General features: G+C 62.4%; 13 protein-coding genes and 1 pseudogene. 10 read left to right on the top strand and 4 right to left on the bottom strand.

Annotation, left to right across the window (positions count from 1 at the left end; genetic code table 11):
* Positions 1 to 45: 45 nt before the first annotated feature.
* From ACFJIU_RS16985 to ACFJIU_RS16960, 6 genes are all read left to right on the top strand, one after another.
* On the top strand, positions 46 to 390 hold the full coding sequence (locus ACFJIU_RS16985) for an ArsR/SmtB family transcription factor (RefSeq protein ID WP_379061719.1): 345 nt from the start codon (positions 46 to 48) through the stop codon (positions 388 to 390).
* A complete protein-coding gene (locus ACFJIU_RS16980) occupies positions 387 to 884 on the top strand; it encodes an SRPBCC family protein (RefSeq protein ID WP_379061717.1) in 498 nt (165 codons plus the stop codon). The genes ACFJIU_RS16985 and ACFJIU_RS16980 overlap by 4 nt, the downstream gene beginning before the upstream one ends.
* 104 nt (positions 885 to 988) lie before the next feature.
* Positions 989 to 2578, top strand: a complete 1590-nt coding sequence (lnt, locus tag ACFJIU_RS16975; protein ID WP_379061715.1) for an apolipoprotein N-acyltransferase — start codon at positions 989 to 991, stop codon at positions 2576 to 2578.
* 136 nt (positions 2579 to 2714) lie between these two features.
* Positions 2715 to 3134 carry a helix-turn-helix domain-containing protein gene (locus tag ACFJIU_RS16970; RefSeq protein ID WP_379061713.1) on the top strand — a complete coding sequence of 140 codons (420 nt, stop codon included), beginning with the start codon at positions 2715 to 2717 and terminating at the stop codon, positions 3132 to 3134.
* Between the two features lie 201 nt (positions 3135 to 3335).
* The gene (metK, locus tag ACFJIU_RS16965) at positions 3336 to 4601 is read left to right on the top strand and encodes a methionine adenosyltransferase (protein ID WP_379061711.1); all 1266 of its coding nucleotides are present in this window, start codon (positions 3336 to 3338) and stop codon (positions 4599 to 4601) included.
* Positions 4602 to 4615: 14 nt separating this feature from the next.
* On the top strand, positions 4616 to 5317 hold the full coding sequence (locus tag ACFJIU_RS16960; RefSeq protein WP_379061709.1) for a tRNA (guanine(46)-N(7))-methyltransferase TrmB: 702 nt from the start codon (positions 4616 to 4618) through the stop codon (positions 5315 to 5317).
* Positions 5318 to 5352: 35 nt separating this feature from the next.
* Here the strand turns inward: ACFJIU_RS16960 and ACFJIU_RS16955 are convergent, their stop codons facing one another.
* The 3 genes and pseudogenes from ACFJIU_RS16955 to ACFJIU_RS16945 all read right to left on the bottom strand — a co-directional run bounded on the left by ACFJIU_RS16955 (position 5353) and on the right by ACFJIU_RS16945 (position 8429).
* On the bottom strand, positions 5353 to 6303 hold the full coding sequence (locus ACFJIU_RS16955) for a phosphoribosylaminoimidazolesuccinocarboxamide synthase (RefSeq protein WP_379061707.1): 951 nt from the start codon (positions 6301 to 6303) through the stop codon (positions 5353 to 5355).
* The gene (locus ACFJIU_RS16950) at positions 6300 to 7757 is read right to left on the bottom strand and encodes a sensor histidine kinase N-terminal domain-containing protein (RefSeq protein ID WP_379061705.1); all 1458 of its coding nucleotides are present in this window, start codon (positions 7755 to 7757) and stop codon (positions 6300 to 6302) included. Before ACFJIU_RS16950 ends, ACFJIU_RS16955 begins: the two co-directional genes overlap by 4 nt.
* Positions 7758 to 7764: 7 nt before the next feature.
* A pseudogene (locus ACFJIU_RS16945) lies at positions 7765 to 8429 on the bottom strand (response regulator transcription factor).
* 213 nt (positions 8430 to 8642) lie between these two features.
* On the opposite strand from ACFJIU_RS16945, the gene ACFJIU_RS16940 reads away from it, so the two are divergent.
* The 4 genes from ACFJIU_RS16940 to ACFJIU_RS16925 all read left to right on the top strand — a co-directional run bounded on the left by ACFJIU_RS16940 (position 8643) and on the right by ACFJIU_RS16925 (position 12979).
* Positions 8643 to 9707 carry an ABC transporter substrate-binding protein gene (locus ACFJIU_RS16940; RefSeq protein ID WP_379073135.1) on the top strand — a complete coding sequence of 355 codons (1065 nt, stop codon included), beginning with the start codon at positions 8643 to 8645 and terminating at the stop codon, positions 9705 to 9707.
* Positions 9708 to 10012: 305 nt separating this feature from the next.
* Complete coding sequence (locus ACFJIU_RS16935; protein ID WP_379061703.1) at positions 10013 to 10957, top strand: Bug family tripartite tricarboxylate transporter substrate binding protein; 945 nt, start codon at positions 10013 to 10015, stop codon at positions 10955 to 10957.
* Positions 10954 to 11442 carry a tripartite tricarboxylate transporter TctB family protein gene (locus ACFJIU_RS16930; RefSeq protein ID WP_379061701.1) on the top strand — a complete coding sequence of 163 codons (489 nt, stop codon included), beginning with the start codon at positions 10954 to 10956 and terminating at the stop codon, positions 11440 to 11442. Before ACFJIU_RS16935 ends, ACFJIU_RS16930 begins: the two co-directional genes overlap by 4 nt.
* Before the next feature lie 22 nt (positions 11443 to 11464).
* Positions 11465 to 12979, top strand: a complete 1515-nt coding sequence (locus tag ACFJIU_RS16925) for a tripartite tricarboxylate transporter permease (protein WP_379061699.1) — start codon at positions 11465 to 11467, stop codon at positions 12977 to 12979.
* 72 nt (positions 12980 to 13051) lie between these two features.
* Here the strand turns inward: ACFJIU_RS16925 and ACFJIU_RS16920 are convergent, their stop codons facing one another.
* Positions 13052 to 13210: a hypothetical protein gene (locus ACFJIU_RS16920; RefSeq protein ID WP_165358018.1), complete on the bottom strand. Its 159-nt coding sequence runs from the start codon at positions 13208 to 13210 to the stop codon at positions 13052 to 13054.
* Positions 13211 to 13257: the final 47 nt, after the last annotated feature.

Raw genomic sequence — 13257 nt, 5'->3', positions numbered from 1 at the left:
ACAGTTAGCTCTTGTGCTAAGTGTTTTGAGCTGATACTTAGCCTTATGGATCAGTATTCGACACATCTGGACGGAATTTTCCAGGCACTGGCCGACCCGACGCGGCGGGCGGTGCTGACGGAGCTCGGCAAGGGGCCGTCCAGCATCAGCGATCTCGCCAGGCCGTTCGACATGGCGCTGCCATCATTCATGAAGCACATCCACTTTCTCGAAGGCAGCGGCCTGATCCGCACGCAGAAACAGGGCCGTGTGCGCACCTGCGCCATTGAAACCAAGCAGTTCGCGATGATCGAAACCTGGCTGTCAGCGCAGCGCGCGGTCTGGGAAGGCCGCAACGACCGCCTGGAGCGTTTCGTCCTCGCCGAACAGAACAAGGAGAATCCGGAATGACCGAGACCGTGAATCCCGATACCGACCTGACCTTGTCGCGCCTCATCAGGGCGCCGCGATCCGCCATCTGGAACGCATGGACCGACCCGGCAAGCTTCGCGCGCTGGTGGATCCCGGCGCCGGCCAAATGCAAGGTCGAGAAGATGGAACTTCGCCCAGGCGGCGCGCTCGTCACGCGCATCAGCGAGGACGGTGGTGCGTACCAGCCGCATCTCGATGCCTGCTTCCTGGCTATCGACGCGCAGGAGCGCATCGTCTTCACCAACACGCTTACCGGCGGCTGGCGCCCCGCCGACCAGCCTTTCATGACTGCGATCATCACGCTGCGCGACCATCCGCAAGGCACGGATTACGCGGCTCACGTCATGCACAAGAGCAGGTCTGAGCGCGACATGCATGAACAGATGGGTTTCCACGACGGTTGGGGCACGATTGCCAGGCAGCTCGCCGAACTGGTCGAGCCGGCCGAACGGTTGGCGCTGAAATCGGCCTGAAACGAGAGCGGGTAACCGGCCTGGTGCTCACCATGTCGGCATTTGGAGCGCGGAGCATGGCCTGATACATCTTCCGCCATGATTCTAGCGACTCGGAAAAATGCATGGAGCGCCTCGCCGGCCGGATAGTTCTGCTCTGGGGTTGGCGACGCGCGCTGGCGGCCTTTCTAGCCGGCGCGCTGGCGGTTTTCGGGCAGGCTCCATACGATTTTTTCGCCGTCTGCTTCATTTCCTTTCCGGTTCTGGTCTGGTTGATCGATGGCACCACGGGCGAGGTGTCCGGCGGCGTCCTGAGGCGACTGCGGCCGGCATTCGCCGTCGGCTGGTGGTTCGGTTTCGGTTACTTTCTGGCTGGCTTATGGTGGATCGGGCAGGCGCTGCTGGTGGAAGCCGATGACTATGCCTGGGCGCTGCCCTTCGCCGTGGTCGGCATCCCGCTCCTGCTGGCCTTCTTCTATGGTTTCGCCACCGCTGTTGCCCGGCTGCTGTGGAGCAGCGGCCTGGGCCGTGTTGCAGCGCTTGCTTTTGCTTTTGCCTTGGCGGAATGGCTGCGCGGCTTTGTCCTGACCGGTTTTCCCTGGAATGCGGTCGGCTATGCGGCCATGCCGGTTCCCTTGCTGATGCAGAGCGTGTCGGCACTCGGCATGAACGGCATGAACGCGCTTGCCGTCTTCGTCTTTGCCATGCCCGCGCTCCTGGTTGGGCGGCGTAACCTTGCCGTGGGCGCGGTCCTGGCGTCGGCCCTGGTCTGCGCGCATGTCGGTTTTGGTTATCTGCGGCTTACGACGCCAGTCCTGGCGGACAAGACGGTCGACATTCGCATTGTCCAGCCGTCGATCGACATGCGGGAGAAATGGGACGCCTCGGTACGTGATCGCATCTTTGCGACCTTGCTTGGCATGTCATCGAAAACGCCCGAGCCCGGCAAGAAAAAGCCTCAGCTGATCCTGTGGCCGGAAACCTCGGTGCCCTTCCTGTTTACCGAGCGGCCGGATGCCTTGACGGCGCTCGGCGATATGCTGGCCGACGGTCAGATGCTGATTGCCGGAGCGGTGCGGGAAGAAGGGGCGTCTGCCGATGCCGGCGCGCGCTACTACAACTCGGTGGTTGCCATCAACGACAAGGGCGAGATCGCCGACGCGTTCGACAAGATCCATCTCGTGCCGTTCGGCGAATATCTGCCTTTCGCCGATCTTTTGCGACGTGTCGGCATAGAACAGCTGGTTGCCGGCCCGACAATGTTTTCCGCCGGAAACGACCGGCACCCGATTTTGCTGCCCGGCGCGATCCGGGGGCTGCCATTCATTTGCTACGAAGTCATTTTTCCTGAGGAAGTGTCAGTTGACGCTGCGTCAAGTCAGCTTATTGTGAACCTCACCAACGATGCGTGGTTTGGCGATACACCCGGCCCTTACCAGCATTTCCGTCAGGCACAGATACGCGCAGTGGAAAATGGAATGCCTCTGTTACGTGCGGCTAACAATGGCATCTCCGCAGCCGTGGATGCGCGCGGCCGAATCCTCGACGCACTGGCAATCAATGCGCGCGACACCATCGACCTGAGCATCCCTGTCGCATCGGTATCCGATGTCGTTTCGACCGGCCAACGGCGCGTTAACGGATATCTGATTATGCTCGCCCTCGCCCTGATTGCTTTCGTCTTTTCGGTAAGGCACAAGCTACCGGCGAATTGACAGCCAGTATTTTAGAAATCCATTATGGAGCGGTTGGCATCTTTCGCACGCTGTTGCTTTTCGGTGAGGTGGGAGCTCTGGTCAGAGGTTAGGCGTCAAAAAACACAAGAAGCCGGAAGAATTCGGCGAGGACAAGATGGTAGAAGAAAACAAGAAAAAACCAAACCCAATTGACACTCATGTCGGCAGCCGCATCAGACTTCGGCGTAACATGTTGGGAATGAGCCAGGAAAAACTTGGCGAGAACCTCGGAATAACTTTTCAGCAAATTCAGAAATACGAGAAGGGCACCAATCGTGTCGGTGCCAGCCGTCTGCAGGCCATCGCTTCGATCCTGAGCGTGCCCGTTTCCTTCTTTTTCGAAGACGCCCCGGGACAGGATGGTGCCACGCGCAGCGGTTTCGCGGAGGACAATGCCATGGCTCTGGCTGCGGAATTCTGCTCCACCCCGGAAGGGCTTCAGCTCAACCGTGCATTCGTGAAGGTCGCCGATCCGAAGGTTCGCCGACGGATCATCGATCTGGTCAAGTCGCTCGCCGGCGACGAGGCGGGCTAATCCAGCGGGCGATTTTCCGCTGTTGCAGGCACGGCGGTCGGCTTCACTCATTATCCGGCAGTCTCGGGTATTTTGTTCCATTCCCGTGCCGGCCTTTGATATCCGTTACCCTGCAATCATCTTGACGAGTCTGGCGCGGCCCCGCTAACACGTGGCCCGCCAGATCGGCAGTCTGCCGATTGCTTTCTAGAGGGATCACCCGTGTCACGGCAGAATTATCTCTTCACATCGGAATCCGTTTCCGAGGGCCACCCCGATAAGGTGTGCGATCGCATCTCCGACGAAATTGTCGACCTCGTCTACCGCGAAGCCAAGAAGACGGGCATGGACCCGTGGAAGGTCCGCGTCGCCTGCGAAACGCTCGCCACAACCAACCGCGTCGTCATTGCCGGTGAAGTGCGTGTGCCCGAGACGCTGCTGAAGAAGGACAAGGCGGGCAATGTCGTCAAGGATGCCGCCGGTCATCCGATCGTCAATCCCTCCAAGTTCAAGTCCGTTGCGCGCAAGGCCATTCGCGCCATAGGCTACGAGCAATCGGGTTTCCACTGGAAGACTGCCAAGATCGATGTGCTGCTGCACGGCCAGTCGCCTGATATCGGCCAGGGCGTTGACAACGCCGCCGATCGCCAGGGCGAGGAAGGTGCCGGCGACCAGGGCATCATGTTTGGTTACGCATGCCGCGAGACGCCGGACCTGATGCCGGCGCCGATCTACTACAGCCACAAGATCCTCGAACTGCTGGCCGACGCCCGTCACAAGAACCATGGCGACGCCGGCCGCCTCGGTCCGGATGCCAAGAGCCAGGTCACGGTGAAGTATGTCGACGGCAAGGCCGCCGAAGTCACGCAGATCGTGCTCTCTACCCAGCATCTCGAGGAGAGCTGGGATTCCAAGAAGGTTCGCAAGGTCGTGGAGCCCTATATCCGCGAGGCGCTGGGCGAATTGAAGATCGCGAACGACTGCAACTGGTATATCAATCCGACCGGCAAGTTCGTAATCGGCGGTCCCGATGGTGACGCCGGCCTTACCGGCCGCAAGATCATCGTCGATACCTACGGCGGTGCTGCTCCCCATGGCGGCGGCGCCTTCTCCGGCAAGGACACCACCAAGGTCGACCGCTCTGCTGCTTATGCCGCGCGCTACCTTGCCAAGAACGTCGTGGCGGCAAAGCTGGCGGATCGCTGCACCATCCAGCTTTCCTACGCCATCGGCGTGGCCCAGCCGCTGTCGGTCTATGTCGATCTGCATGGCACCGGTTCCGTCGACGAGGCCAGGCTGGAAGACGCACTGCGCAAGGTGATGGACCTCTCGCCCTCGGGTATCCGCCGGCATCTCGACCTCAACAAGCCGATCTATGCCAAGACCTCGTCCTACGGCCATTTCGGCCGCAAGGCGGGCCGAGACGGTTCCTTCTCCTGGGAGAAGACCGATCTCGCCAAGGCGCTCAAGGACGCCGTGGCCGCCTGACGGCGGACGCGGCCATGGAAGAGCAGGGCAGGCGCAGCCGGTTGAGCGAGGCTTTCTTCGGCCGGCGAAAGGGCAAGACCATCCGCCCGGCGCAAGCCACGGCGCTTGAGGTGGGTCTCAAGCGCTACCGGCTCGACCTGGCGCAGCCCGCACCAAAGCAACTGGGAAGCCTCTTCGAGGCTCCCGTTTCTTCCATCAGGCTCGAAATCGGTTTCGGCGGCGGCGAGCATCTGCGTCAGGAAACACTGACGCATTCTGACACCGGCTTCATCGGCGCTGAACCCTTCATCAACGGCATGGCCAAGATGATGATGGCGCTGGTGAAAGCGCCGGCGGGGAATCTTCGCGTCTTCGATGACGACGCGGCTCTGCTGCTCGACTGGCTGCCGGAAGCCTCGCTCGACTGGATCGACCTGCTTTATCCGGATCCGTGGCCCAAGAAACGGCACTGGAAGCGGCGCTTCGTGAACCCGGTCAACCTCGACCGTTTCGCGCGTGCGTTGAAGCCGGGCGGCAGGTTCTGCTTCGCGTCCGACATCGACACCTATGTCAACTGGACCCTGCAGCATTGCCGCGCGCATCCGGCCTTCGAGTGGCAGGCGCAAGAGGCGGCCGATTGGCATACGCCTTATCCCGGCTGGGAAAGCACGCGCTATGAAGCCAAGGCGATCCGCGAGGGACGTCGCACCGCCTACCTCACGTTTCGCAGGATGTGAGATAGCGGCCGGTTTCCGTGAGGACCGGAGCCGCTCTAGAAATACGGCCTGAGATTTTTTCGCAGCCGCTCCAGCACGCTTCCCTCGGAAAGGTCGGCAACAAACGTGTTGCCGGTGATCGCCTCATAGGCCTGCACATAGATGTGCGAGGTCTGCTCGATGAGATCGGCCGGAATGTCGGGGATGACATCCTTGTAGGGATCGCAGCGTGCGGTCACCCAGGCGCGCACGAAATCCTTGTCGAAACTGCGCGGCCGTTCCCCAGCCTCGAAGCTTTCGGCATAGCTCTCGGCCAGCCAGTAGCGGCTCGAGTCCGGGGTATGGACTTCGTCCGCGAGTACGATGCGGCCATCGCGGTCGACGCCGAACTCGTATTTGGTGTCGACGAGGATCAGGCCGCGTTCGGCGGCGCGCGCCTGGCCGCGAGCGAACAGGGCCAGCGCATAACTGGACACCGTATCCCACTGCTCCTCGCTGAGCAGGCGCTTGGCAAGGATGTCGGCAGCCGACAGCGGCTCATCGTGACCACCGTCGAAGGCCTTGCTGGTTGGCGTGATGACAGGATTGGGCAGCCTTTCGTTGTCCCGCATTCCGTCCGGCAGACGCATGCCGTACATGTTGCGTTCGCCGTTGCGGTACTTGGTCAGGATCGATGTGCCCGTGCTGCCGGCCAGATAGCCGCGCACCACGATTTCCACCGGCAGGATGTCGAGCCGCGTGCCCACAACGACGTTGGGGTCGGGATAGTCGAGCACATGATTTGGACAGATGTCGGCGGTTTCCTCGAACCAGTATCGCGCCGTTTGCGTGAGCACCTGCCCCTTGAAGGGGATCGAGGTCAGGATGACGTCGAAAGCGCTGAGGCGATCCGTGGCAACGATGATGCGGCGACCGTCGGGCAGGTCGTAATTGTCGCGCACCTTGCCGCGGTAGTAGTTCGGCAGTTCGGGAATGAAAGCATCCGACAATGCGCGCGAAACTGTCATGCTGGGCGGTCCTTCGTGGGCGATTGTCCATCGCTTAGTGCGGCCGCGGTCGGAGGGTCAAGGGGTGGGAACGCCACCAGCGCCCTGAGCCCACGACCATCTGCTCCGACTGCAAGGGTGAGCTTGCCGCCGAACAGCTCGGCGATTTCTTCGACGATGGGCAGCCCGAGCCCGCTGCCGGGCTTGTCGGCGCCCGCACCGCGCGAGAAACGCGCTCGCACTGCCGCGAGTTTATTCGGCGCGATGCCGGGACCATTGTCCTCGACCTCGAGCACTGCTTCTCGCCCTCCCAATACGCGCACCGTGATTTCGGCGCCGCTGCCGGCGTAGGCGATGGCGTTGTCAACGAGATTGCCGACCAGTTCGCCGACGAGCAGCGCTTCTCCCCGGATCACGACCGGGTCGCCACCCTCGAAACCGAGATCGGTGCCGGCAGCGTTTGCCTTCATCACGCGGTCGGCGACGCTCTCCATGGCGATCGTTGCGAGATCGACCGATCTTGTGTCGATCCCGTCTGACGCGGCGGCCTCGATGCGCGCCAGCAGGAGCAATTGCGACAGGACATGTTCTGCGCGCACAATCGCCGCGTCGGCGGTCTGCGCGGCAGACTTGGCCTCTTCGAGCGATCTTGCGCGGCCGGCGAGCGCAAGCTGCGTGCGTACGATGGTCATCGGCGTGCGTAGCTGGTGGCTGGCATTGCCGGTGAAGTTGCGCAGGCCAGACAAGGCAGCGCCCAGACGCACCATGAAGGAATTCACCGTTTCGACCAGCCCACGCACCTCACCCGGCACCCGATCGTCGATGGGGTGAAGGTCATCAGGGCTGCGTTCGGCGATTGCCGCCCGCAGCCGGTAGAGCGGCTGCAGCGAGGCGTTGACGGCGAACCACGCGATCAGGGCGGCGCCACCGATCAGCACCGTCAGTCGCAGGGCCGAATGCAGCAGGATGGTCTGGGCGAGTTGGGTTCGTGCAATCGTGGTTTCGGCAACGGTCACCACAAAGGGAATGGAATCGACACCGGTCGAGGCCGAACGGGCAAGTGCTGCCAGCCGGATCGGTTCGCCGCGAAAGGTCGCATCGGAAAACTGGGCTTTTTCCGGTGGAGGCGAGGGCATTGTCGGCAGCGTTTCGTAACCGGTGATGAACGTACCGGGCGGGCCATCGACACGGTAGAAAACCCGATCCTGTGCAGCCGACGTTAGCATTTCCAGCGCCACATAGGGGATATCGACTTCGAGGATACCCTCTTCGGAGACAACAACACGCTCGGCAATGGCCAGCGCCGAACCGGCAAGCACGCGGTCCGACGCTGCATTTGCCGTTCCGATCGCCTCGCGCCAGGTGTCGAGCAGGGCGATCAGCCCGATCGCGATCAGCGGCACGAGCAGCCAGAACAACAGCCGGCGGCGCAGCGAATAGGGCGCGGCAACGGCCATCAGCGGGGTGTCTCCCATGTCCCGGCTACACCTTCTCAAGATAGTAGCCGATGCCGCGTGCCGTCCGCACGGTTACACCGTAAGGGGCAAGCCTGCGCCGCAGCCGGCTGACATATTGCTCGATGGCGTTGTAGGACAACTCCTCGTCGAAGCCGGCCAGCGATTCAGGATCGACTGCTTCGTCACCACTTTGCCGGCGCGCAGAAACAGCGTTTGGAGCAGGCTGACCTCGCGGGCCGGCAGGTCGAGCGGGAGGCCACCGCCGGAAAAGCTGCGCGAGGTGAGGTCGAAGGTCACTTCGCCGAACGATACGGTGGACGATTTCAGCCCCGCATGGCGTCGCAGCAGCATGCGCACGCGCGCTTCCAGCTCGTCGACATCGAACGGTTTGGTCATGTAATCGTCCGCGCCGAGATCCAGCCCCTTGATCTTGTCATGCAGGTCGGCACGCGCACTGAGGATAAGCACGCCCGGCCCATCCTGGCGGGCACGGATGCTGCGCAGCACCTGCAGCCCGTCCATGCCCGGCAGGTTGAGATCGAGGATGACCAGATCGACCCGCTCGGCCGCGAGCACGGCCAGTGCCGATTGGCCATCAATGACGTGATCGACTGCATAGCCGCTGCCTTTCAGGACGGCCACAAGCCCATCGGCCAGGGTCTGCGTGTCCTCCACCACCAGAATGCGCAACGCTGCTCCTCGTCGAAATCGTTTTGCCGAACCTAGAGCATGATCCCGAAAAGTTGCAGACTTTTCCGGTAAAGATCATGCGCAAGACAACGAGACGGAGCGGAATACCGATCTATCCTGATCGCATTCCGCTCTGGCGGCCTTTCGGGCGCACCAAACCGTCGCAATGGGCGACGCTTGTGGATGATCGTGGGCTCGGGCAAGTTGGCTGCCATGCGCTTTGTGGTCTTTGCTCTGCTGGTTCTGTTTTCGAGGCCTGCGCTGGCTGAGACGACGCTTTTCCCGGCTCTCAACGGTGATGCCGGCGCGCGCACGCTGGTTGTCTATTCGGCACTCGATGCGCCTTTGGCCAAGGGGATGATCGAGGGATTTCGCCGCGCCAATCCCGCTATCGCCGTGCGCTATGAGGAATTGCTGACCGGCGATATCTACACGCGCATCATCGACGAGACCAATGCCGGTCAGAAGACGGGCGACGTCGCCTTTTCGTCTGCGATGGATCTGCAGGTCAAACTCGCCAATGACGGCTACGCGCAGGAAAGCAACATGCCTATGAGTGCGCGCTGGCCGCGCTGGGCGAACTGGCGCAACACCGCCTACGCGCTGACCTTCGAACCGGCGGTCTTCGTCTACCACAAGCCGAGTTTCCGCAATGTTTCGCCGCCGGCGACACGCGCGCAGTTCGTCGATTATCTCGAGCGCAACGCGGAAGCCGTCCAGGGCCGGATCGCCACCTATGACATCGAGCGCTCCGGCGTCGGGTTCATGTTCATGGCACGCGACCAGGAGCAGTTTCCCGACATCTGGTCGGTCATCCGCAGCATGGGCAAGGCCGGCGTGAAGCTCTATTCGAGAAGTGCCGCGATCCTGGAGCGCATCGCTGATGGCCGCGCGGTGCTGGGTTACAACATCCTCGGCTCCTATGCGACGGATTGGGCGGCGCGCAATCCCGATGTCGGCATCGTCATGCCCAAGGACTATACGGTTGTCATGTCGCGCATCGGCCTTGTGCCGAAGGCGGCGGCGTCACCGGATCTCGGCCGTGCCTTGCTTGCCTATTTCATGTCGGCGGAGGGCCAGACCATCATGGCGCGCGATCTCCACATCGCCGCGGTCAATCCGGATGTGTCCGGTGAAAACACCGCCAATGCCATCCAGGCCACGATGGGCGCGCAATTGCGGCCGGTTCCGGTAAGCCCCGGCCTTCTCGTCTATCTCGATCAGGTCAAGCGCAACCGCCTGGTCGAACGCTGGAATGCCGCCCTGCAGGGGCGCTGACCACGAAGCGGTGGCAAAGGCATCATGTTTGGGTCATGATCGTCCTGCGGGCGGGATGTCAGTCAGATGTCAGCTTGCTCGGTTAGCATTTCTGTCGGTTTGGCCGTTGGAGGCGGCCGGACCTGCAGGTCTGGGAGGAGAGGGACCACAACGGCGCCGGAGCGAAGGCAGCAGCCTTCGGCGGCAGCCGCTCAAACCATCATTCTCCCAGGGTTGTCTCGACGCGACGCCGATCGTGCGGCGCGAACCAATGCGAACATGACGCCAGCCGACCCCAATGGGCAGCGTCTCAAGGGAGAGAGACCGTGAAGAAATTCCTTCTGGCGACCATCGTGGCGAGCGTGATGGCCATTCCGGCCTTCGCCGCCGACTACAAGATCATGGCTCCGGCCGCACCTGGCGGCGGCTGGGACCAGACCGCGCGTTCCATGCAGACTGCATTGCAGGACGAGAAGATTTCCGGCTCGGTGCAGGTGACCAACGTGCCGGGTGCAGCTGGTACCATCGGGCTCGCGCAATTCGTCAACCAGGCCAATGGCGATGCCTCGCAGCTGCTCGTCGGCGGCTACGTGATGGTCGGCGGCATCCTGACCAACAATTCGCCGGTCACGCTCGACCAGGTGACCCCGATCGCGCGTTTGACCGGCGAATATGAAGTTGTGGTGGTGCCGGCAGCTTCCGACATCAAGGACATGGCCGGCCTGATCGCCAAGCTGAAGGCTGATCCGGGCTCGGTCTCGTGGGGCGGTGGCTCTGCCGGCGGAACCGATCACATCACTGCCGGGCTGATCGCCAAGGCGGTTGGTGTCGATCCAACCAAGGTCAACTACATCGCCTTCTCCGGTGGTGGTGAGGCCCTTGCAGCCTTGCTCGGCAATCAGGTTACGGTCGGCATCTCTGGCTATGGCGAATTCTCGGAACAGGTGAAGGCCGGCACGCTGCGCCTCATCGGCATTTCCAGCGAAAAGCCCATTCCCGGCGTTGAAGCGCCGACCTTCAAGGAAGCCGGTGTCGATGTCGCCATCCAGAACTGGCGCATGGTTGCCGCTGCGCCTGGCATCAGCGCAGAGCAGAAGACGGCGATTCTCGCCGATATCGAGAAGATGGTGAAGTCCGCTGCCTGGCAGAAGATCCTCGCCGACAAGGGCTGGGAGAACACTTATCTGGCAGGTGACGAGTTCACCACCCAGTTGAAGAAGGACACCGAGCTGACTGCTGGTGTGCTGAAGGACATCGGCCTGGTCAAATGAGCCAAGACACGTCCAAAAAACTGTCGCGCCGCCCGGATTGGGCGGCGCTTGCCATCGCGGCCGCGCTGGCAGTGGTGGCCATCGTGGTTGTCTGGTCGACGGCCCGGCAGGCCGGCGCCGCGAGCTACGCTCGCATCGGTCCGACCACCTTTCCCTACGTGATCGCGGCGGTTTTCTTCATCCTGGCGATCTGGACGGCGGTCGAGGCCTGGCGCGGCGACTTCCCGAAGCGTGAACAGCAGCAGATCAGCCCGATCCTTTGGATCGTCGGCGGCCTTGCGGCGCAAATGCTGCTGCTGAAAGTTGCCGGATTCTCGATCGCCACCGGACTGCTGTTCGCGGCCACGGCGCGCGCCTTCGGCAGAGGGCCTTTGTGGAAGACGATACCGCTCGGCATCGTGCTCGCTTATGTCATCTGGGTGATCTTTTCACGTGGCCTGTCGCTCTCCTTGCCGGCCGGCCCACTCGAACATCTTCTGTTTTGAGCGGAATTAGGGGACGACGCCCATGACGACGTTCGAGCTTCTGGCGCACGGGCTTGTGGTTGCCCTGCAGCCTATGAATTTGCTTTACGCGCTGATCGGCGTGACCTTGGGCACCGCCGTGGGTGTCCTGCCGGGCATTGGTCCGGCTCTGACGGTCGCGCTGCTCTTGCCGGTCACTTACAAACTCGACCCGGCAGGTTCGCTCATCATGTTCGCCGGCATCTATTATGGCGGCATGTATGGCGGTTCGACCACGTCGATCCTGCTCAATACGCCGGGTGAGAGTTCTTCGATCGTCACTGCGCTCGAAGGCAACAAGATGGCCCGCGCCGGGCGTGGCGGTCCCGCCCTTGCCACCGCGGCGATCGGATCGTTCGTTGCGGGTCTGATCGCCACCATCGGCCTCGCCTTCATCGCGCCGGCGGTGGTCAAACTGGCGCTGTCTTTTGGGCCGGCGGAATATTTCGGGCTGATGGTGTTGGCCTTCATGACCGTGTCGGCGGCGTTTGGCGAATCGACGCTGCGCGGCCTGACCTCGCTTTTCATCGGTCTTCTGCTCGGCTTGATTGGCATCGACCTGCAGACCGGCCAGGCGCGGCTTGCCTTCGGCATTCCCGATCTGCTCGACGGCGTCGAGGTGACGACGTTGGCGGTTGCGCTGTTTGCAATCGGCGAAGCCCTGTCAGTGGCGGCCGCCAAGGGAGGCGATTCGACCATCCAGGCGATCAAGGGCTCGGTATGGATGACGCGTGAGGACTGGCGCCGATCCTGGAAGCCGTGGCTGCGCGGCACGGCGATCGGCTTTCCCATCGGCGCCATGCCGGCGGGCGGTGCCGAGATCGGTACCTTTCTGTCCTATTCGGTGGAAAAGCAACTGGCCGAAAAACCGGAGGAATTCGGCAAGGGCGCCATTGAGGGTGTCGCCGGACCCGAGGCCGCCAACAACGCGTCCGCGGCGGGTACGCTGGTGCCGTTGCTGACGCTCGGCTTGCCGACAACGGCAACTGCGGCCATCATGCTGGCCGGTTTTCAGCAGTTCGGTCTTCAGCCGGGGCCGTTGCTGTTCGTCAGCAATCCGCAACTGGTCTGGGGGCTGATCGCCAGCCTGCTGGTGGCCAATCTGATGCTTCTGGTTCTCAACCTGCCCTTGATCGGGCTCTGGGTAAGGCTGCTCACCATCCCGACGCCATGGCTTTACGCAGGCATCCTGATGTTCGCGACACTCGGCACCATCGGCGCCAATCCGTCGACCTTCGAACTTGGCATGCTGCTGGCTTTCGGTCTGCTCGGCTACGGATTGCGGCGCTTCCACTATCCGATCGCGCCCGTGGTGGTGGGATTGATCCTCGGGCCGCTCGCCGAACAGCAATTGCGACGCGCGGTCGCCATCAGCCAGGGTGACCCCTCGGTGCTGTTCCATTCGTGGATTGCGATCGGGCTGTGGGTGCTCGCAATTGCGGCAGTTGTGGTGCCGCTCTACCTGCGCTGGCGGGGCAAGGATCAGGTCCTCTCGCAGCTTGGTGGCGACAGCGACTAAGCCGGTTTTATGTCCCGTGGCATTGAGGCCGCCGGATCGGGGCGGAGGCAGATGCCTCCGCTTCTTTCATATCTAGATGCGGCGGATCTTGGCGAACTCGACCGGGTCGATGCCAAGGCGACGAAGATCGTTGCCCTTCGGCGCCCGATTGCCTTCCACGGCGCCGGCCGCATTGATCGCGCTGCCGACGATGTCGATCAGGTTGCGGATTGCGGTTCTGCTGGTACGCACGGTTTTGCTCCATCTCTTTGCACAGCTTTTTGCCGCGCTGCGCAATA

Source organism: Mesorhizobium sp. UC74_2, assembly GCF_042701485.1.
Lineage (GTDB): Bacteria > Pseudomonadota > Alphaproteobacteria > Rhizobiales > Rhizobiaceae > Mesorhizobium.
Note: the sequence above shows the minus strand (reverse complement) of the source record. Positions and strands in the feature narration are given on the sequence as shown.